Raw genomic sequence first — 20469 nt, 5'->3', positions numbered from 1 at the left:
CCTCGTTCACGCAGACACTCATGTGCTCGCTGTCTCGAATCGTCGGAGCTTACTCACGTTCGTCTTCCTGGACATCGAGCAATCGCGCCAGCGCCCCCTCGTTCACGCCGGCCTTCCTGACGTAGGTCGTCCGCTCCACATCGAACACCTCGGAGGGGTCGATGTCGGCTGATTCGACCACCTCCTCGACCTTCTCGGAATCGACCCCCATGACCTCCTGGGGCGAGACGCCGGCGGTCGCAAGCGCCGTCAGCACGGTCGATTCGTCCCGGAGTGTTCGGCGTTCTCGGGTCGACCGGGCTACCTCGCCACACTCACTCGAGAGCGTCCCGTCCGCAGGGACCTGCGGAAGGAGGGCATCGCGGACCTGCTTTCTGGCAGTTCCCGCAGCTCCTTCGAGTTCCGAGAAGAGCGTGTACAGGTCGACGAGGTCACGATCGCTCGCGTCATCCAGTGTCGTGAGGTCCCGGCGCTCCAGGAGTTCCGCCAGTGCCCTGGCGACCGCAACGAATTCGTCGTCCAGCTCCACGGGGTCCTCGTCACGACCGTGGCCTGCTGGACCGCTATCATCACCTCGCCCGCCCGCCTCGCTTTCCGAATCAATTGCCTCACGTTCCGAGCCGACTCCCTCACGTTTCGAGCCGACTCCCTCACGTTTCGACCCGGCTGCCTCGCCAGTCTCGGCTTCCGCCGACCTGTCCGCCTCGACGAACTCCCTCGCGCCGTCGTAGGGGAGGACCGCCCAGTCGTGGTCCCCGTCGTGGGTGCTGGAGACGTGCGTCGCCACCAGCGCCGGCGCATCGCTGTACGAGCACGCTTCGACCGGACACTCGACCTCCTGGGACGCATCCATGCTCGGTGGAACCCTCGCGACCCACCGACAAAGACCCGTCGACGGCGGCCGGGGGACACCGGGTTTCCGGTGGAATCGAACCCGGTTCCAGGGGGGCTGGAGATTCCGTCGTGTGAAGCCGTACCGACTGGTGCACACACCATTTTCCGGCGGAACCGAGACTGTGGCCTCGCTGGTTCGTAGACACCGCGTTTCCGGTGGAACCGGGACTGCGGCCTCGCTGGCCGCAGACACCGTGTTTCCGGTGGAATCCGGGGCGGCCTGTGCGAAAACTGTCTCGAAAAGACAAGACCTCCCAACCACACCTCGTTTCCGGTGAAACGGCCACGGAAACCCCAGAGCGGCGGTTCGAATCAAGAGAGCGAGATGCGCGCGCAGAAACGCGACCCGGACGTCTTGTCGTGTAGTCGTATCCTTCTGGTCCGCCCCAGGGCCCCCGCGGCACGCACACCTCGTTTCCGGTGAAACAACCTCCCAGATGGGAGCCGGATACGACCACTGTCGGGCGGCTGCCGTGCCGTCGAAGAACGCCCCGAAAGTCGGCTGGGAGGCGAAGAAAAGTAGGTCCGCGATGACGAGCGGAAGACGAACAGATTCGCGAGAGACTACTCCTCTTCCGTCTCGGTCAGCACCTTCCGCAGGACCTCCGGGTCCTCGAGTAGCTGATGCTCGGTGTAGCTGCCCTCCGCACTACCCCCGCTGTGGCGGGACTGCTCGATGATGTCGAGGAATGCGTGCTCCTTCAGCAGGTCGCGAACGCGCCGGAGTGAGAGTGCAGAAGTCCCGGCCTGTCGGCAGATCTGCTCGTACATGTCGTAGATACGCGTGGTCCGGAAGCCACCCTCGTCGGGTTCGTTCAGTGAGAGCACGGTCAGCGCCTGGAGTGTGTACCGCGAGTGCGGCGTCGACCCCCGGATGAGTTCACGGAACCGGTCGGTCTCCGCGCGTTCGCGGGCCTCTGTCACATACCCCTCCTGAACGGTCTCGGCACCCTTCGACTGGGCGATCTCGCCAGCGTACCGGAGCATGTCGATGGCCTTGCGCGCGTCACCGTGTTCGCGTGCCGCGAGGGCCGCTGCCCGGGGGATGACCCCGTCGGCGAGAACGCCTTTCTTGAACGCGTCGCGACGCGCGTTCATTATCTCGCGAAGCTGGGAGGCGTCGTACGGTGGGAACACGTACTCTCGCTCACAGAGGCTGGACTTGACGCGCTCGTCCATCCGGTCCTTGTACTTGATCTTGTTACTGATGCCGATAACGCCGATCTTGCAGTTGGTTATCTTCCCCGCCTCACCGGCGCGCGAGAGCTGCATGAGGATGTCGTCGTTGTCGAGTTTGTCTATCTCGTCGAGGATGACGAGCGAGACGTCGTAGAGCTGGTCCAGGATGACCCAGAGTCGCTTGTAGTACGTCGAGGTGCTGATTCCCTTGTCGGGGATGGTGATGTCGGTCTCGTCGGGGTCGTTCAGCGACTTCGCGATAGTCTGGACCGCCTGGGTCTCGGTCGAATCCTGCGCACAGTCGACGTAGGCGTACTCCGCGTTGACTCCCTCCTCGCCTGCGGTCTCGGTGAGCCGGTTCGAGACGTACTTGGCACACAGCGACTTCCCAGTCCCGGTCTTCCCGAAGATGAGCACGTTGCTCGGGCTCTGGCCGAAGATAGCCGGGTTGACCGCGTTGGCGAGGTTCGAGATCTCCTCGTCCCTGCCGACGATGCGACCCTCGTCCGGCAGGTGATTGATCTCGAGGAGTTCCTTGTTGGCGAATATGGCGTCCTCCCGGACGAATAGGTCATCCGCGTTCGTCATCTTGCTTGGACACCACGTTTCCGGTGAAACGACTTGGCTGTTTCCCAATGCCCGTCGCGAGATTCGGGCCAGTCGAGGGTGGGTGGTGAGTGGTGAGACACACACACCGGGTTTCCGGTGAAATGGGTCGAGAGGGTGGGGAGGGGTGCAGTTGAAACGGTGGTTGTGTGATGTTACCCGGGTGTGGCGTCGGGGTCGGTGCGCAGAGACACACACCACGTTTCCGGTGAAATCCCGAGAAAGGGTATGGGTCGTCGGTCGTTTGTCACAGAACTCTCGCCAGTGAGTCGACCAACAGAGAGCGCTCTGACAACAGGGAACGGTCTGAAACGGGGGAGAAGGGAGACAGTCCGACACGGGGGCGAACAGATTTAGTAGGAGGAATAGCCCTGAAACGAGACGGGAGAAGGCTGCTTCATACTGTTCCATCGAGTCGATTCAGCTACTCGGCCGAGCTTCCAGCTGGTCGACTACACTCCCGACTGATCGACTAGCTTTCCAACTCCTTGACTGAACTTGCTCAACTGGACTAACCGACTGCAGTAGAACCCTCGTTTCGATTGTCGCCATCCTCCGTCTCGGCGAGCATAGCTCACCTACCTAGTTTGCGAGTCAATCACTGGACTGTTCGATAGTATACTATATAAATCTATCCTAGAAAATTAACTGAAAAACGACAGTTGTAGAACCGTCCTTAGGGCCCCTACCCCCCTCTCAAACACTGTTTCACCGGAAACGTGGTGTGTGTGTCCCGATTCAAACCACCCCATCCACACCCCCGTCAATACCTCCGTCCGTTCACCAACTCTTTCAGTCATTCTCCGAGTCGTCCACCACCGACGTCAGCATCACTGGGATTGAACTGTGGGACGACCCAATCGACCGTCTCCAAAAGGCCACTGGACAGCTTCTCCGTGACCTGTTTCACCGGAAACGAGGTGTGTATCACCATCGCAATCGAGCCGCCTCGTTCGCACCGCGTTTCACCGGAAACGTGGTGTCTGTCTCCCGTGTCTAGCACCGGTTATGGGCTGAGGACATCTACAGCCCCATCTTCGACCCTCGCTTCGATTTTAGCTTCGTCACCAGCTCCGGATTTAGCTCCGAGGCCAGCTCCGGTTCCGAGTCCAGATGTCTCCCGACCCCACCCCACACGATGACGACCGACGTCCTGGTCTGTCAGCCTTGATCTATTCGTCTGTCTCGCCCCGACAGCATCCGCAAATTTCACCGGAAACCCGGTGTGCGCCGCGGCGACTGAGCCATCCGTAGTTTCACCGGAAACCCGGTGTGCACCGAGACCCTGTGTGCTATGGAACCCAGCGTCCCAGGAACGAGACATAATCCCTACACTCCAGTGATTCGATCTCGCGAGATTCACCGGAAACGTGGTGTCTCTGTCCACGACCATCCTGCAGCCCACCAACCGTCGAACCTCGGGTCGATTTCACCGGAAACGAGGTGTACCCCCGTGACAGAACTCTTGGACTGCGTGTCTGGAAAGATATTCATCTTAGCGAGAATGCTTATTATCCCCGGTTCCAGAGGATGTTCCATGAGTCTCCTCGAGTTCATTCACGACCTTGGCGAGACAGACCGAACGCTGACCGTCGTGAACCGGACCGAGGTCGACCTGGTTCAGGATATGCTCGAGGACCTCTTCGAGGACCAACCGGTGCGCGTCACGGAGTCGACCGACGAAACGGACCCCACCTCCGATAGAGTCCTCGTGGACGGTGAACAGGTCGATGGAGCACAGGTCGAATCCGGCGATACTGGGTTCTCCTCGCTGAATTCCATCGGAAACGCGGTGTTGTTCGTTAACTCGGATACGTACATCTCCGGGTCGCGGACCATCGACGAGATCGAGACACCCGACGCGCTGGTCGCGCTCGCCGACACCCCGTTCTCCGTGGTCGGGTACCCCGACACCCGCAAGCAGAAGTTCCTCCTCATCGAGATGTCGCGGTACATCGAGGCACGCGCCTGGCGCGCCGGTGCCGGCACCGTCCACTCCGGGTTCCAGAAACTCTCGCGCATCAACGACGAGCGCGGGACCCGTGACGTGTACGACAAGCTCGCCTCGACGGCCCTCGACGTCCACATCTACGGGGTTCCGGACTGGTCGCCCGAGCCCGAGTCTTCGATTCACGCACACGGTACGGCGGGGGACGAAGAACTCCTCCGCTCGTGGTTCGTCATCTACGAACACCCGACGGACCCCACCGAGAACACCGCCCTCGTCTGTTACGAGACGGGTCGGAACGAATGGGAGGGATTCTGGACGTTCGATTCCGAACGCGTGGCCGACGTGTCCGACTACGTCGCGACGCGATTCCAGTACGATACCCAATCAGCTGGATAACAGCCGGATTGCGAACTCTCCGACGGTCATCGCCGACGTTGTTGGTGGTTGCTGGTGTGTTTTATCCCCCGGGCCCGTAGGTCCACTCGACTCCGAGATGAGCGACGACCATCCACTGTTCGCAGCGGTCTACGACCCACTGACGAAGCCAGCGGAGGCGTCGTTCGCCCCGCACCGCGAGTGGCTGGCGAGTGACCTCCGCGGCCACGTTCTCGACGTCGGAACCGGGACGGGAGCGATGTTCCCGTACTACGCCTCGGCACAGACCGACGGGAGCACTGCACAGAACTTCTCCGCCATCGAGCCAGATCGCCACATGCGCCGGCGAGCCGCATCCCGCGCCAGGGAGTGCGGGCTGGACGTGACCATCTACGATGCCGGCGCGGAATCGCTGCCCTTCGAGGACGACTCCATCGACGTGGCCGTCGTTTCGCTGGTGCTGTGTACGGTCGGCGACCTCGAAGCGAGCATCGACGAACTGGCGCGCGTGCTGAAACCCGGTGGTGAGTTACGCATCCTCGAGCACGTCCATGCGTCGGGCGCGAAAGGCTCGCTGCAGTCGGCCGCGACGCCGGTGTGGAAACGGGTCGCCGCGGGCTGTCACCTCGACCGCGACAGCGGCGACCGACTGCTCGCGGACGACCGGTTCGAGACCGTCGAGTTCGAGCGGCTGGACTCCTCGCTCCCGTTGGTAACACCGTTCGTCCGTGGCCGGTTCGTACGCAGACCAACCAGCGAGAAACCGGAAAGTGCATTCGCCTCGCTTTCCAGCCGACTCCGTACCGCCGTCGATACCCTCTTGCCGACGGCGTGACGACTGACCCACATGCCGCGTGCCGATCCGGCCCGGGTGCTCGCACTCCCGCCACGATTCGTCGCCGACGCTCCCGACGACGCCCTGCGGGACCCCTTCGAGCACTTTGACCCCGATGCGGTGTTCCTCACCGGCGAGTCGCCGGATCGGCGCGCACAGGCGGCACTGGTCGTCACGGCTGACGACCGGCCGCTGTTGATTCCAGGTGACCCCTCCCACGAGGGGGGTCCTTGCGTGGTCGGCGGTGTCGACCTCTTCGTCGCCCCCGACCACGAGACGCTCCGGACGCTTCCGGAGCGCGAACGCGCAGGCGACATCGACCCCACGACGGAGACCTTCGTCGTGAGCAACCTGCTCGATGTGTCGGTCGATACGACCACCCTCTCGGCCGCCCTGGACGGCCGCGAGGCGTACGAAGCCGCCCTGGCCGGAGTCTCAGGCTCGTACACCCACATCTCTGGAGGACTCCCTAGCGACTACCGACGAGAGTGGGATGGGGCGGGGTCAGGAGGAGAGGACCTGACGGTCCACGGCGCAGGGACCGCGGACGACGACGCGGTCGCGTGTCTCGACCTGTACCCGGACGGGACCGTCTCGGTCAAGACGCTCTCCACCAGCCGGCTGGGGCTGCGCGCACTGTCCGGCGTCGGGGAGACCCGGGCCAATGCACTGCGTCGAGCTGGCTATCGAACCCGCGATGAGGTGGCGGCGGCAGCACCGGACGACCTCGCGGAACTCGATGGGTTCGGGCACTCGGTCGCCGGGAAAATCGTCGACACGGCCACCGCGATGGTCGAGGGTTCCGTTGTGCGAACCGGCGACGCATCGCTCCCCGACGGTGAGCCGGTGTTCATCGACGTGGAGACTGACGGGCTCGCCCCGAGCGTCATCTGGCTCATCGGTGTCCTCGACCCGACCACGGGGAACTACATGAGCTTCCGCCAGCGCGACCCCGAGGCTCCGGGCGAACCCATCGAGGCGTTCATGTCCTGGCTGGCCGCGAATGCCCGGGGCCGGCCGGTCGTCGCGTACAACGGCTGGAACTTCGACTTCGGGGCCATCCACGACCAGGTCGTCGAACACTGCTCGGGCTACCGCGACGTCTGGACCTCCACCTACCGCTTCGACCCGTACCGGTGGGCGGTCAAAGACGAGAACGCGGTCCTCCCGGGACTCACGAACCGGCTGGAAGACGTGGCGGGGGCGCTCGACTGGCCCGGGGACGAAACCGGGCTGACCGGGGCGACGGTCGCCCGGCGTTACCGCGAGTGGGTCGCGTCCCCGGACGAAGTCACGCCCGAGTGGGATTCGTTCGAAGCCTACTGCGAGGACGACGTCCGGGCACTCGCGCACATCTACGACGCGCTCACCGACGCGAACCGACTCGCTGGAACCGGTCGCTCCGAATCGCGCGACACCGGGACCCAGGGGTCGCTCTCGGACTGGTAGGTGTCGTGTTTCTGCGACGGTATTGCCTGGCGTGCAGTCCTGCCTGCCCTGCGGTCCTGCCTGCCCTGCGGTCCTGCCTGGCGTGCAGTCCTGCCTGCCTGACGTGCGAGCGTTGAAGACACAGCGCGGCCAAGACCCGACAACCACCCCCGATGAGCTCCGACACGCCACAGCGCGACCTGCCCATCACCGGCCGAACCCTGGCGGATTCTTTCCCTCGATACGACGACCAGATCGTCCACGTCGCGACGCAGGACGCCCGGGAGGCCCAGCGCGTCTCCGCCGGCGAGGTACTCCGCCCACAGCTCGCCCGGCAACTCCCCTTCGACCCGTACACTCATCAGGCCGAGGCGCTGGACCACCTCGCCGACGGGGAGAACGTCTGCGTGGCGACCTCGACCTCTTCCGGGAAGACGTGGGTGTACGCCCTGCAGATAGCGCGGAACTACCTCGACGACCCTGACTCCACGGCGCTGCTCGTCTATCCGACCAAGGCGCTCTCTCGCGACCAGGAACAGCAGCTCTCGGACCTGTTCGACGACCTCGGGCTCGACCTGACCGTCGCGGTGTACGACGGGGACACGCCACAGGACCGGCGCAAGCACATCCGCGAGAACGCTGACGTGATAATCACGAACTTCGCCGGCGTGAACGTCTACCTCGGCCACCACCGGCGCTGGCACGACTTCTATGCCGACTGCTCGCTCCTCGTCGTCGACGAGTCCCACACCTACACCGGCGTCCACGGGATGCACGTCGCATGGACCATCAGGCGGCTCCGGCGCGTGCTCGATCACAACGACAGCGACCCGCAACTCGTCTGCACGAGCGCGACCATCGGGAATCCGGCCGAGCACTCAGAGCGACTCACCGGCGCGCCCTTCTCGGTCGTCGCGGAAGACGGCAGCCCGCACGGCCGCCGGGACATCGTGTTCTGGAACCCGCCGCTTGACACCGATGCCTTACCAGAAGATGCCGACCTCGAGGAGTACAAGCAGGCCCGGGCCAGCGCTGGCGATCAGGCTGCCTCGCTCACGGCCCACCTCGGCCTGCACGGCATCCAGACCCTGACGTTCACCCGGTCGCGCCAGGGGACCGAAATCGGCGCGAAACAGGCCGTCGACGCGGCCAGAAAGCATCCGCTGTCGGGCTACCTCTCGGTCGAACCGTACCACGCCGGCCACGGCAAGCAGACCCGTCGGGGAACCGAGTACGAACTCAAGTCCGGGAACCTCGACGCGGTCATCTCGACGAACGCGCTGGAACTCGGCATCGACATCGGGAGCGTCGACGCGACGGTTCTGACCGGCTACCCGGGAACCAGGCAGTCGTTCTGGCAGCAGCTCGGGCGCTCCGGACGGGGGGATTCCGACGCACTCTCCGTGCTCGTCGCCCGGGCCGACGCCATCGACCAGTACATCCTCGACGAGCCTGCGTACCTGCTGGGCGACAACGTCGAGGACGCCGTGGTCGGCCTCGAGAACAACCCGGTGTACGCCCAGCACGTCCGGTGTGCCGCCCACGAACTCCCGCTCACGACCGGGGACCGCCAGTGGTTCGACGGCGAGCGCCTCGACCGCGCCGTCGAGATGTTCAAGGACGCCGGCGAACTCGTCGGCGACCTCGACCACGGCGTCACCTACAACGGTGGGCCGCGCCCGCAGATGGACATCTCGATGTACAACACCGGCGGGACGCAGTTCGACGTGCGCCGCCGCGACGGCGACATCGACATGGAGCCAATCGACAAGGAGCGCGCCTACCGCGAGTTCCACAAAGGGGCACTCGTGCTCCACTCGGGCGTCGAGTACGAGGTCGTCGCCTTCGAGGAGGACCGTCCAAACCCCTACGTCGAACTCCAGTCAGTCCACACGAACGAGTACTCGGAGACGCTCTCGGATATCGACATCCACGACCTCGAGGAAGAGCGCTCGCGCGACCTCGGCAACGGCTGGCGGGTCTGCTGGGGAACCGGGCTGGTGGACGTCCACTACAGCCACTTCCGTCGCCGCGACATCGAATCCGGGGAGATCACCCAGCCACTTCGGCCGACGGGCCTCGGCCCGTTGTCGATGCGAACCCAGCTCATGTGGGTCGAACTTCCACAGGGGATGCGCGAAGCGTGTGTCGAGCGCGTCGTCTTCGGCGAGGACGGCGAGGATGACGACGCCGAGGCCGACCGCGACGCACAGACCGTCGACGACCTGCCCGGTTCAGAAATCGACCAGATATTCATGGGTGGCCTTCACGCCGCGGAGCACGGGATGATAAAACTCGCCCCGCTCGAACTCCGGATGGACAAGTCCGACCTCGGCGGGCTCTCGGTCAGCCAGCACCCCGAGACGGGGAAACCGACGTGGTTCATCTACGACGGCGTCTCCGGCGGGCTCGGATTCTCGAAGGCCATCTACGAGGTGGTCGAGACGCTCGCGACGACCACCCGGAACCGCATCGACGGATGTTCTTGCAAGGGGACTCGCGGCTGTCCCTCCTGCGTGATGGACAGCCAGTGCGGGAGCGATAACGACCCCCTGCACACCGACGCGGCGGTGGATGTACTCTCCGAACTTCTCGACAGACTCGGTCGTGTCTCCGAGCCTGGAGAGAGTTAACAAGCACAGTCTAGACATTCTACACTGTGTACACAGTGTGAGCTGTGTGGGGTTCTCAGACGACTACTCACTTCCACAGCCGCAGCGCTCGGGCGCGATTTCACCGAAAAATGCCGGGGGTGCCTTGCGACGCGTGCGCGCCGCACTTCGTCAGTCGAAGCGAGTTACCGGGTCCCTCGTGCTGTCTGTCGGCAGCGGGACCGGATGTACGACGTTATGCTTCAGCCTGTGCGAGTTCGTCGAGGTACTGTGCTTCCCACTCCTGGCGCGCGTCGATCTCGCGGCGACCGCGGCGCGTCAGCGTGTAGAAGTTGGTACGACGGTCGAGTTCACCCTTCTCGACGAGACCCTTGTCGACGAGGGTGTCGAGGTTGGGGTAGAGTCGCCCGTGGTGAATCTCTGATTCGTAGTAGTTCTCGAGCTCATCCTTGATCGCGAGCCCGTGTGGTTCGTCGAGCCCTGCGATGACGTACAACAGATCCCGCTGGAATCCAGTCAGGTCGTACATGAATGGGGAAAAGTATCGGGGGGAAATGAGTGTTTTGATTATTGAGCCAATTTCCAGAGATTGCTTTTATCATAATCTCCGTTGACCGGTTTCAGGAAACTCTTGTCTGTCTGGAGTTGAATAGTTCCGTGGAGAGGTAATCGCGGATGGATATCTGGGAATCGGTAAGATATCGATGCCCGCAGCGGTTTCCCCCACCTATTCGTGGGAAATCGTCGTGCGGCGCAGCGCGGTCGGTTACACAACCGTCATGGGCGAGGGGTTTAAAAGAACTCGGTTCGGGACCGCTGGGGAATCGCATGATTCTTCGACATTCGTCGTTACAAAATCAACTACACACCGAGTTTCGTTTCGAACTCTGTAGTTTATTGAACAATTCTGTGCAATGCTGAGGTATTTAGTCCTCTATTTAGTTCGCCACGAAGGTTCTCGCGAACTGCTTGGTCGACGATTGACGAACCCTGGGCTCGGGAGTACCCGTTCCGTACTCTCTTCGTGGTCGGCACTCGCTCGTCGAGACTATCGAATCGAGGAACAGCCGGGACGCCGTGGATGCGGAAATAGAGCCCGGGCAGGGGTGGTGGTCGGGCCGCCCACTGCCAGGACTCCGTCGTTCATTGCGGTGATGCGACTCTGCGCGGCGACGTATCGCGCCACACGTCCTCGTTCACTGTGTCTTTGCTTCCTTGCCTTCGAACTCGGCCACGTTCTTTAGTTTGGTTTCCTCCCAGGTGTGTCGCGCCAACAGGTCATCGACTCCCGTCCGTGTCAGCTCGTAGTAGTTCGTTCTGCGGTCCTTCTGTCCTTTCCGGACGAGGTCCTCTTCGACGAGCACATCGAGGTTCGGATACAACCGACCCTCGTTGATGCGCTTGCCGTAGTACCGCTCCAGCTCTCGCTTGATGGCCAAACCGTGTGGCCGGTCGAGACTGGCGATAACGTAGAGGAGATCTCGCTGGAATCCACTTAGATCTTGCATCCACTTCGATACTAGTCACAAGTATATTTAGCACCCTACCCAGTGTCAGACCACCGAATAACAGCATCGTACCCGCATTACCTGCCGACCACCCGGTTCCTAACGCGTGGTTACGACCGACCTATCGAAAATAGTCGCTTGTTACCAATGCACACCCCTTCTATCGATATGGTATAGGCGCGCGTGTGGGTGTCTATAAATCACTAGCTGAAGCGACACGATTTCCCCAGTAACATATGATTTTTGGCCAACTTATTTCAGAAAATGTGACTTTCTGTGAAATAGACTTAAGACATCCGGGTTGATAACCCCAGAGTAGCTCAGTGACAAGCTGAGACAAAACACCTCGGTCCCCGACTCCCCCTGGGTGACCGGTGCAAGCACAAAATGAGCAGCAAGCGAATCTCGCGACGACGGATACTGCAAAGTATAGGCGGCGGTGTGGTTGCCGCCGAAGGTATTGGTACAGCTATCGCCGCAGAGGCGAACACAACACGGAAACGCCGTGTTGTAGGAACTAAATCTCTATTCGGAATCGAAGTGGCGAAGAAGAAGGCGGATTCGGTCGAGAAGGAGCTCGATTTTGCCGACAAGGGCAACGTCCTCGTCGGAAACTTCTCGGACGAAGCGGTCAAGAGCCTCCAGCGGAACAACGACGTCAGATACGTCGAGGAGGACGTCACCGTCCACGCGCTGGCACAGACCAAGCCGTGGGGCATCGACCGTGTCGACGCCGACGTCGTCCACAACAACGGCCAGACCGGTGAGGGTGCGCACATCGCCATCCTCGACACCGGTATCGACGCCGACCACCCCGACCTCGAACCCAACCTCGGGAAAGGCTACGCCGTCGAGAACTGTTCCGGCACCGACTGTGTCGAGGACTGGGACGACGACCACAGCCACGGCACGCACTGTGCCGGCATCGCGAACGCGGTGAACAACAGCGAGGGTGTCGTCGGTGTCTCGACGCAGGCGACCCTGCACGCGGTGAAGGTTCTGTCCGGCTCCGGTTCGGGCTCCGCCAGTGGTGTCGCAGAGGGCATCAAGTGGGCAGCCGACCAGGGCTACGGCGTCATCTCGATGAGTCTGGGTGCCTCCTCCGGCTCCTCGACCATCCGCGACGCGCTCCAGTACGCCCAGGACCGCGACGTCATCATCATCTCCGCCGCAGGTAACGAGGGTCCGTGTACGGACTGTGTGCACTACCCCGGTGCCTACCCCGAGTCGATGGCCATCGGCTCGACGGCCTCCGACGACTCCATGTCGAGTTTCTCCTCGACGGGTCCCGAGGTCGAGATGTGTGCGCCCGGCAGCGACATCCTGTCGTGTGTCAAGGGCGGCGGCTACCAGAAGTACTCCGGCACGTCGATGGCGACCCCCCACGTCTCCGGTGCCGCGGGTCTCCTCCGTGCCCAGGGCCTCAGCGCGTCCGAGACGCGAAAGCGCCTGACCGACACCGCCGAGGACCTCGGCCACGCCGACAACGAGCAGGGCGCTGGCCTGCTCGACGTCGAGGCCGCCGTCGGCGATGGTGGCGGTGGCGGCGACGAGCCCGCGACCTTCGCGGTCGAGACGAGCTCGGTCACGGACCTCGGTACGACCGAGGCGACCCTTAACGGTGAGCTGACCGGTCTCGGCGGCTCGAACTCCGCCACTGTCGGCTTCAAGTACTGGCAGTCCGGCGACCGCAGCGGCACCGAGCAGACCGTCGAGGTCGGCTCGAAGTCCTCGGCCAGCACGTTCAGTAGCACGGTCACCGGCCTCAGCAAGGAGGTCACCTACCAGTTCCTCGCGTACGCGGTCAACGACAGCGGCGAGGAGGTCACCGGCTCCGCCCGCGAGTTCACCACGACCGGAGCCCTGAGCGTCACCACGGCACCCGTCTCCGACATCGGGAACAACACGGCGACGCTCACGGGGAACCTGCAGAGCCTCGGTGAGTTCAGTGAGGCCGACGTCGGCTTCCACTGGTGGGCAGAGGGCATGAAGGACGCGACGCTCGAGCGCCGCGAGGTCGGCGAGAAGACCTCGACGGGCGAGTTCTCGCTCTCCATCAGCGACCTGCGCGCCGACACCACGTACGTCGTCCAGGCGTACGGTAACCCCGACTGGGACACCGCCAAGGACTTCGGGTCGCAGGTCACGTTCACGACCGGCACCTCCCCGTCGCTCGGCGTCAAGACCGGCTCCGCGAGCAACGTCTCGGACTCCGGTGCGACCCTCTCGGGCGAGGTCACGAGCCTCGGCGAGAGCGGCTCCGCCGACGTCGGCGTGAACTACTGGGTCTCGGGCGACCGCTCGGGCACCGAGCAGTCCGCCTCCGCCGGCAGCAAGTCCTCGACCGGGAGCTTCTCGGTCGACGTGAGCGGCCTCGACGCCGCGACCGGCTACGAGTTCGAGGCCTACGCCGACGACGGCACGTCCTCGGTCACCGGCGCGGCAGCGTCCTTCACCACGGGTGACGCACCCGAGGAACCCGACGCACCGTTCGCGGTCTCGATCAACGACACGCCCGACTGGAAGACCTCCTACGCGGCCAAACTGAGCGGTGAGGTCACCCGCATCGACAGCGGTGTCGACGAGGTCTACACCGAGTTCCAGTTCTGGGTCAAGGGTGACAAGGCTGGGACCTTCGAGGTCGACGACTCCGACACCCGCTCGAGCCCGGGCGAGGTCGACGAGATGATCTGGGGCCTCGAGGCCAGCACGACCTACGTGTCGGTCATCCGCGCCTTCGACGGCAGCGGCAACGAGGTCTTCAGCAACCGGATGGAGTTCACGACGTCGGCGTAACGACCGACTGAATCCGTCCCTTCTCTCTTTTTGTGCTGTTTCGGCGCGTTACGGCATTACTTCTGTAACGAACACGTTAGCGGAATACGTCGAGCACAGGTTCGGGTTAAATCAGTCCCGCGCATAGTTCAGTGTGAGGGGTAGTCCCACGGGGTTGTTGGGGGGCGTCCCTCAGACCGAGTACGGTGAGACGTTGATGGTATCAGGAAGCGATTCGCCGGGGGTTCGCCAACGCGCCTACCACCGGCTATCGCCTTCGCGTGTTCTCGTGTGGGCCGCGTTCTGGCTCGCAATCTTGTTGCCCTTTGTGCTAGTCTTCATCATCGTCGTCGGTATCGCCTCGACGACGAGTTTCGTCCTGTTCTGTGGCATGCTCTCTGCGAACGTCGTTGCACTCTTGCTCGGCCACAGACACGGGCTTCAGTAAGCAGAACCCGCTCTCCTTTCGAGCGAGTTACTGCTCCGGTTATACTTCCGCGACGACTAGTACCACCGAGGAGAATCTATGACTTCCAAGCGCACAGCATGGGTGGAGTTACGCAACAGGAAACTGCCGATCGCACAGTCGGTCGCCGCCGGCATGGTCGGCGGGTTCGTGATGGGCCTGTTGATGCAGTATTCGACCGGAACGATGACGACCATCGCCGGACTCGTCGGGATGGACTCGCTCGCGGCTGCGTGGGCCGTCCACCTGATGATAAGCGTCGTGTTCGGGGTCGTCTTCGGCCTCATGCTGACGTTCACGTCCGCGGGGCGATTCCTCGTCTCGACGCTCGCGATGGGCCTGCTCGGGATGACCTACGGCATCGTGCTGTGGTTCCTGGCGGCCGGCTTCGCGATGCCCGCCTGGCTCTCCGCCATGAACATGGTCACCGACCCCGCCATCCCGAGCCTGGACGTGACCGGGCTCACCATCCACGTCCTCTACGGCCTCGTCATGGCCGGGACGTACATGCTGGTCTACACCATGAACCGCGAGGAGGAGTCCTCGAAGCTCATCGGTGACGTCTGAGCTGTTTCTGCTGGCTGCCTCGTTCTCGATTGCGTCGCTCCACCCAGCGACGTGTGCGTCCACGTTGCTTCAGCCGGTTCGCTGAAGCTCTTTTTGTACCCTGCGGAGGCTACGGCCACGCAACCGGCACGAACCGCGACCGGACTGTTCCTGAAGCAATCGATCGATACCCCCGGTAGGACGCCGTCGTGTCGACTGACCCCGACTGTGACGTCCTCACGACGGGGGTGCTGTGATACCGACAGGGCTGCTGTGATACAGAGACCCCGTCCGGTGTCGACGACGAGGAGGGAGACATCGCCTCTGCGGGGCCGATGAACCCCTGGCTCGAACTTCTACGGTCGAGTGCAGCTAACGCCGGTCCACCTGACCATCGGACCTCCAGTCCGCCGGTCCTCCGGATCACCAGTTCGCCTGACCACCAGATTACCAGTTCGCCTGTCCACCGGACCACCAGCCCGCCGGTCCCTCCATCGACAAGAACAGGGACGAGTTCTGGATAACGACTGTTGCACACTGCGAGTGCACACGGCGACATGATGAACCGAGGTCGCCCCGAGGGGAATTCGATGTCGTGGGCTGAATCGGGGTCACATACCCACTCGTCAATCACGAGACCGACTTGCTCCGTGTAGCCACCCGGTTCCTCACCGAAGAGTAGCAGCATGACGAGGCTGTCGGTGGCGCTGTCCCCGCCGGCCTACCAGCAGGCAAAACTGGTGCCGGTGAGTCCATCTCTAATCCGACGGGGACAGCTTCGACTCTTCGACTCGGCGATCGGAATACGGGACCACACGGTAATCGCCGGTGTCTCCGGTGTCTCATTCGACGAGGACGGCGGCGCAGCCGACAGCGTCGTGCCGGCGGCTCTGAAGCTATCGAACGCGCACTCGAAAAACCAGATACGACAGCCCGGAGTTCAGAGCCCGAACGTCATCGCGACGAGCACCTGCACACCCGTCACGAGGCCGAACGCGACCACGGCGGTCAACAGGAGCAAGGCGGGCGTAGTGGTCGTCACCTCGGACTCCTCGAAGCTCGCCGCGACGACGATACCGATGCCGAGCTGGACGAGCAGGTACGGCCACGCGGTCCCGAGGGCGGTCGGCAGCAGGGCCTCGGTGAGCGCGACGACGATCTGTCCCACGAAGTTCGGGGTGAACCCGATGGCCTCGACGCCGAACAGCCCGCTCCAGTCGAGGGCGACGACCGTCGCGACCCCGTTGAGCAGGAACGCCCAGAACACGACGAGCCCCATCGCACCGATGCCGGTCACCACGTCGGGCATGCTCCGCGCCAGTCCCGCCCAGACGGCCGCCGCAAGGACGGTCGTCACGGCGAGGACGAACACCATCCCGACGAGCGACCCGAGCGAGAGGGACCCCGCGTCGGTTCCGAGGGCGAGGGCGGTCAGGAGTATGAGGGCGACCCCCAGGGCCACCGCGCCGACGCTGGCCGCGAACTGGTGGAAGCTCGGGACGTACCCGTGACGTTCGAGGAACACCCCCACCGCGATGGCGACCACCGCGAGGAGCACCGTCGAGAGGTAGATCACCGACGTGACCAGCCCGAGGTTGAACGGGAACGGGAGCAGGTCGAGCGGGCCGTTCGGGAGCCGACTCGCCCCCTGGCCCAGTGCCAGCAACGCGCCGGTCAGGGCCATGAAGGGCACGACGGCGTAGAAGAACGCCTGCGTCTCGCGCGCGTCGAGTGTCTCAAGCAGGAGCAGTGCCCCCACGACGATGAACCCGAGGACGACCGCGAGCATCGCTGCCCCGAGTATCGTCAGGTCGGGCCCCGCGGCGAAGCCGCCGGCTGGCGCGACGCACTGGCCGGTCGGGACCTTCACCGCCCCGTCGACGAGTGCGACGCACTCCGAGTTCGAGCCGCGGGCGACGATGGGGCCGACCACGTTCGGCCACAGGAACCCCATCACCGCCGGTCTGGTCGTCTGATAGACGGCCGTCGCCGAGAGTGCTGTCACTCCCAGGAGGGCCGCCGCGATCCATGCCGCAAACGGGTCGATACGCTGTCGTAGCTGTTGCATAGTGTCACCTGGCTGGTTGGAAAAGAGCTGAAGGAACGGATGGGATGGTCACTCCGACGGTTCGTCGGGTGTGACTCGCGCTGCTGTCGCCATCGAGTCGGCAAGCTTTCGCTGCCATCCCTGGAGTTCGGTCACCGCACGGCGCGTCTCGTCGACTTTCGCGTCAACGCTCCGGACCTCGCCGTCCACACGGTCGACGCCCTCGGAGACGGTCACCATCGCCTCGCGCATCGAGCGTTCGAGGCGGTCGACGCGGTCGTCCATGTCGGCGACGCGGGTCGCGAGCTGCTCGTCGGCGACGGAACCTGCGAGTTCCGTCTCGAGCACGTCTGCGTACGTCTCCAGCGCGAGGATGCGGTCGTTCAACCGCTTTATCTGCGCGCTGACGGCCGTGTCGACGCCGACACCGAGGTGCGATTCGAGCACCTCCTTCGTCCCGTCGTCGACGCGTCCCGCGGTCAACTCCGCCGCGAGCGTCTCGGCGACGCTCTCGGAGACGGTCGCCGCGACAGCACTGCGAGTCGACGCGGTCACCGGACCGTCGCTGACCGCACCGACGGGGTCGGTGGGGGCGTGGTCACGGTCGGCCTCGTCCTCCGCGAGTTGCTGCCACGTGTCGTCGCCGTCAGGAGCGGAGGCTTCGTCCGGGTCGTCCGGCTCGTCGTCCTCGTCCGCACCGACCTTCCGGCGCTGGCTCGGTTCCGGCGCAGCGTCGTCCTCGAAGGCGAAGCTGATACCGTCGGCTTCGCTCTCATCGCTCGGCTCGGAGTCCGACGACCCGTCCATGTCAGGGGCACTGGTCGCCGTCTCGTCCGAGTCCGGCGCGTCCGCGGGCGGCCGCGACGCTGTCTCGTCTCGGTCTTCCGAGGCGGCACTCGCATCGCCGATCAGCCCGCGGTGGAGCCGCTCGATGAACGACTCCCCGCGCTCCTCAGAGGAGCCGGGCTTCGAAGTCACCTTCACTCTCCCATTCGAGTTTGACGCCGACACCACGGAATTCGAGTTCGAGGTTGTCGCCGTCGTAGTCGAGCTTGAACAGCCCCTTCACTTCGAGTTCGCGCTTGTCCGGGTCCCATTCGAGATGGGTGTACACGCCGCGGTACTCGATCTCGCCGTGGTCGTCCTCGAACTCGTAGCCGCCACCGTCGGACTCGAACTCGACGTCGTCGTAGTCGACGTCCAGGTCCATGTAGTCGGTCCGGCTCTCGACGGTGAGTTCGACGCCGTCACCGGCGTCGTCGACTTCGAGGTCGACGTAGTAGTCCGGCGTCACGACCGTGAACTCGAGGTCCCGGTCGTTGTTCGAGGTCTCGAACTCCAGGCCGTCCCAGGTGAAGTCGATGTCACCGTTGTCGTCGCGTTCGTAGTCGAGCAGGTCGCCCGAGACGTAGCCGCCGGGGCCACCGTGACCGGGCGAGCCACCGTCTCCTGGGTCACCGACGCCGCCGGACCCACCGTCGCCGGGGTCACCGACGCCGCCGGACCCACCGTCGCCACCGGGGCCGCCGCTGCCACCGTCGACGCCGCCGGAGCCCCCGTCACCGCCGGGGCCGCCGCCGCCACCATCGACGCCGCCGGAGCCCCCATCACCGCCGGGGCCGCCGCCACCGCCGTCGACGCCGCCGGAGCCCCCATCGCCGCCAGGGCCACCGCCGCCGCCAACACCGCCGGACCCACCGCCCGGGACGGGCGGGGTCACGTCGGGATTCGTCCCGGGGTCGCCGGTCGCAGCTGGCTTGTTGTTCGAGATGAGCAAGCCACCAGTCGCGAGCGCGAGCGCACCGAGAGAAGCTCCTGCTAGCTTCAGGTAATCACGCTTCGTAAGTTGGTCAAGTTCCTCCATACTCTACCATCCGAAAATAGGCCAGTGCCGGCAATAAACAATCAACTACCTGGCAGGTAATAACCAGCGTCCCCGGTGCGGTCCCTACGCACACGAAGGGGTCTGAGCTTACAGTGAGGTGGTTACGATGCGGGCGAACCCTCAGACGACCGAGGACACCATGAGTGTCAAGTAATCACTAAAGACTCGCGCGCACGGGGGTCGCTTTTTAGCTAATCAGCACTAGACCTCTAGTGTATGGAGGAGACGACAAAAAAATCAGAACTCTGGTATCGGAGCGACGACTGGTGCTCCATAACCGCAGCCAGTAACGTCCTCGGCAAGAAGTGGGTGCCAGCGATTGTGCACCGACTGCTGAAGAACGAAGCACTGGGGTTCTCGGCCTTGCGCGAGGAGATATACGGTGTCTCCAGCAAGGTGCTCTCGGAGAACCTGAGCGAGATGGAACGGCTCGGGCTCGTCGAGCGCCGGATCATCAGCGACCGTCCGTTCCGGGTGGAGTACTCGCTGACCGAGCGGGGGAAGGACCTCGAAGCAGTCATCGACAGCATGGCCAAGTGGGGAGACAAACACCTCGTCCCGGAGATGCTCCCCGAAGAACAGCAGGACTTGACGGAGTTCTGATCGTCGAACACACGCGGGTTTCTTTCTTTTCGACTTTCACAGCCAGTCTGACCGGGAGTTCCGACGACAGCGTCAGCGTCGCCTGACACACGGCCTACGACAGACAGTCGGTACTCACTGCCAGACATTGGTCTCCGAAAAAGTGGTCGCACGCCCGTTACGAGGGTTGACTCGACTCGTCGGTCTCGGTGCTATACGGAGCTCTCCCGGGCGGCCGTGATGACGGGCTGGAGTGCCTCCCCCCGCTCGGTGAGCGAGTACTCGACCCGGAACGGCTTCTCACAGACGACCGCGCGTGAGATGAGCTCTTTCTCTTCGAGGTCGCTCAGGCTCTCGGACAGCACCTTGCTCGAGATCCCCCCGATCTGTCGCTGTAGTGCACTGAACCCCTGGGGCCCCCCTTCCAGCAACTCGTCGAGGATGACGAGGTGCCACTTCCGCCCGAGGAGCGTCGCGACCGCTGTTAGCGGGTTCGCGTTCTCGAAGGACTCTCTTGCAGCTGCCTCCGCGGCAGCACGATCTCGAATCGAATTGTAATCGCCAAATGACCTGTTCATGCCGATCTCTCGTTACCATATAACCCCTGAATCCCTATGAATTAGGAACCCACACCTCTCGGTACGGTCGTGACAATACTCCTGATAACCTGAGAAATCCCTGCGGTGTTACCTAGAAGAGTCGGTAGTGGAAACCGATAGTTTGGATTGAGGCCTCACGCAATCGAGGGAAACCGATGTGAAACGGGTTTTCACGGTGAAT

Annotated in this window: 15 protein-coding genes; 7 read left to right on the top strand and 8 right to left on the bottom strand. The window is 63.6% G+C overall.

Annotated features, from left to right (window positions below; all coding sequences use genetic code 11):
• Positions 1-49: 49 nt before the first annotated feature.
• Complete coding sequence (locus N6C22_RS20370; protein ID WP_261653050.1) at positions 50-853, bottom strand: hypothetical protein; 804 nt, start codon at positions 851-853, stop codon at positions 50-52.
• A gap of 605 nt (positions 854-1458) precedes the next feature.
• Positions 1459-2661 (bottom strand): Cdc6/Cdc18 family protein, encoded by a 1203-nt coding sequence (locus tag N6C22_RS20365; RefSeq protein WP_261653049.1) that lies wholly within the window; start codon positions 2659-2661, stop codon positions 1459-1461.
• A gap of 1555 nt (positions 2662-4216) precedes the next feature.
• Here N6C22_RS20365 and N6C22_RS20360 point away from each other — a divergent pair.
• From N6C22_RS20360 to N6C22_RS20345, 4 genes are all read left to right on the top strand, one after another.
• Positions 4217-5026 carry a DICT sensory domain-containing protein gene (locus tag N6C22_RS20360; RefSeq protein WP_261653048.1) on the top strand — a complete coding sequence of 270 codons (810 nt, stop codon included), beginning with the start codon at positions 4217-4219 and terminating at the stop codon, positions 5024-5026.
• 97 nt (positions 5027-5123) lie between these two features.
• Positions 5124-5840: a class I SAM-dependent methyltransferase gene (locus N6C22_RS20355; protein ID WP_261653047.1), complete on the top strand. Its 717-nt coding sequence runs from the start codon at positions 5124-5126 to the stop codon at positions 5838-5840.
• 12 nt (positions 5841-5852) lie between these two features.
• On the top strand, positions 5853-7289 hold the full coding sequence (locus tag N6C22_RS20350) for a ribonuclease H-like domain-containing protein (RefSeq protein ID WP_261653046.1): 1437 nt from the start codon (positions 5853-5855) through the stop codon (positions 7287-7289).
• A gap of 152 nt (positions 7290-7441) precedes the next feature.
• Complete coding sequence (locus N6C22_RS20345; protein ID WP_261653045.1) at positions 7442-9901, top strand: DEAD/DEAH box helicase; 2460 nt, start codon at positions 7442-7444, stop codon at positions 9899-9901.
• A gap of 214 nt (positions 9902-10115) precedes the next feature.
• Here the strand turns inward: N6C22_RS20345 and N6C22_RS20340 are convergent, their stop codons facing one another.
• Positions 10116-10409 (bottom strand): PadR family transcriptional regulator, encoded by a 294-nt coding sequence (locus N6C22_RS20340; RefSeq protein WP_261653044.1) that lies wholly within the window; start codon positions 10407-10409, stop codon positions 10116-10118.
• Between the two features lie 667 nt (positions 10410-11076).
• Positions 11077-11388 (bottom strand): PadR family transcriptional regulator, encoded by a 312-nt coding sequence (locus N6C22_RS20335; RefSeq protein WP_261653043.1) that lies wholly within the window; start codon positions 11386-11388, stop codon positions 11077-11079.
• A 540-nt stretch (positions 11389-11928) separates the two neighbouring features.
• Here N6C22_RS20335 and N6C22_RS20330 point away from each other — a divergent pair.
• Together N6C22_RS20330 and N6C22_RS20325 are read left to right on the top strand one after the other, a co-directional pair.
• Positions 11929-14184 (top strand): S8 family serine peptidase, encoded by a 2256-nt coding sequence (locus N6C22_RS20330; RefSeq protein ID WP_261653042.1) that lies wholly within the window; start codon positions 11929-11931, stop codon positions 14182-14184.
• A 505-nt stretch (positions 14185-14689) separates the two neighbouring features.
• Complete coding sequence (locus N6C22_RS20325; protein ID WP_261653041.1) at positions 14690-15196, top strand: hypothetical protein; 507 nt, start codon at positions 14690-14692, stop codon at positions 15194-15196.
• Between the two features lie 919 nt (positions 15197-16115).
• Here the strand turns inward: N6C22_RS20325 and N6C22_RS20320 are convergent.
• From N6C22_RS20320 to N6C22_RS20310, 3 genes are read right to left on the bottom strand one after another with little or no spacing between them, the layout of a single operon-like run.
• Positions 16116-17243 carry a DUF63 family protein gene (locus N6C22_RS20320; RefSeq protein ID WP_261653040.1) on the bottom strand — a complete coding sequence of 376 codons (1128 nt, stop codon included), beginning with the start codon at positions 17241-17243 and terminating at the stop codon, positions 16116-16118.
• 48 nt (positions 17244-17291) lie between these two features.
• Positions 17292-18200: a hypothetical protein gene (locus N6C22_RS20315; RefSeq protein WP_261653039.1), complete on the bottom strand. Its 909-nt coding sequence runs from the start codon at positions 18198-18200 to the stop codon at positions 17292-17294.
• Positions 18175-19086 (bottom strand): hypothetical protein, encoded by a 912-nt coding sequence (locus N6C22_RS20310; protein ID WP_261653038.1) that lies wholly within the window; start codon positions 19084-19086, stop codon positions 18175-18177. Before N6C22_RS20310 ends, N6C22_RS20315 begins: the two co-directional genes overlap by 26 nt.
• A 237-nt stretch (positions 19087-19323) precedes the next feature.
• On the opposite strand from N6C22_RS20310, the gene N6C22_RS20305 reads away from it, so the two are divergent.
• Entirely contained in the window at positions 19324-19710 is a 387-nt protein-coding gene (locus N6C22_RS20305; RefSeq protein ID WP_261653037.1) for a helix-turn-helix domain-containing protein, read from the top strand.
• Positions 19711-19901: 191 nt separating this feature from the next.
• Here N6C22_RS20305 and N6C22_RS20300 read toward each other — a convergent pair whose 3' ends face one another.
• Positions 19902-20267, bottom strand: coding sequence for a helix-turn-helix domain-containing protein (locus tag N6C22_RS20300; protein WP_261653036.1), 366 nt, complete (start codon positions 20265-20267; stop codon positions 19902-19904).
• Positions 20268-20469: the final 202 nt, after the last annotated feature.

Origin of the sequence: Haloarchaeobius sp. HME9146, from assembly GCF_025399835.1 — an archaeon.
GTDB lineage: Archaea > Halobacteriota > Halobacteria > Halobacteriales > Natrialbaceae > Haloarchaeobius.
Note: the sequence above shows the minus strand (reverse complement) of the source record. Positions and strands in the feature narration are given on the sequence as shown.

Coding starts and splice junctions, on each gene's coding strand:
- N6C22_RS20320 (WP_261653040.1), bottom strand. CDS start 17,243: ATGCAACAGCTACGACAGCGTATCGACCCGTTTGCGGCATGGATCGCG.
- N6C22_RS20340 (WP_261653044.1), bottom strand. CDS start 10,409: ATGTACGACCTGACTGGATTCCAGCGGGATCTGTTGTACGTCATCGCA.
- N6C22_RS20365 (WP_261653049.1), bottom strand. CDS start 2,661: ATGACGAACGCGGATGACCTATTCGTCCGGGAGGACGCCATATTCGCC.
- N6C22_RS20370 (WP_261653050.1), bottom strand. CDS start 853: ATGGATGCGTCCCAGGAGGTCGAGTGTCCGGTCGAAGCGTGCTCGTAC.
- N6C22_RS20350 (WP_261653046.1), top strand. CDS start 5,853: ATGCCGCGTGCCGATCCGGCCCGGGTGCTCGCACTCCCGCCACGATTC.
- N6C22_RS20345 (WP_261653045.1), top strand. CDS start 7,442: ATGAGCTCCGACACGCCACAGCGCGACCTGCCCATCACCGGCCGAACC.
- N6C22_RS20305 (WP_261653037.1), top strand. CDS start 19,324: ATGGAGGAGACGACAAAAAAATCAGAACTCTGGTATCGGAGCGACGAC.
- N6C22_RS20355 (WP_261653047.1), top strand. CDS start 5,124: ATGAGCGACGACCATCCACTGTTCGCAGCGGTCTACGACCCACTGACG.
- N6C22_RS20335 (WP_261653043.1), bottom strand. CDS start 11,388: ATGCAAGATCTAAGTGGATTCCAGCGAGATCTCCTCTACGTTATCGCC.
- N6C22_RS20325 (WP_261653041.1), top strand. CDS start 14,690: ATGACTTCCAAGCGCACAGCATGGGTGGAGTTACGCAACAGGAAACTG.
- N6C22_RS20310 (WP_261653038.1), bottom strand. CDS start 19,086: ATGGAGGAACTTGACCAACTTACGAAGCGTGATTACCTGAAGCTAGCA.
- N6C22_RS20300 (WP_261653036.1), bottom strand. CDS start 20,267: ATGAACAGGTCATTTGGCGATTACAATTCGATTCGAGATCGTGCTGCC.
- N6C22_RS20360 (WP_261653048.1), top strand. CDS start 4,217: ATGAGTCTCCTCGAGTTCATTCACGACCTTGGCGAGACAGACCGAACG.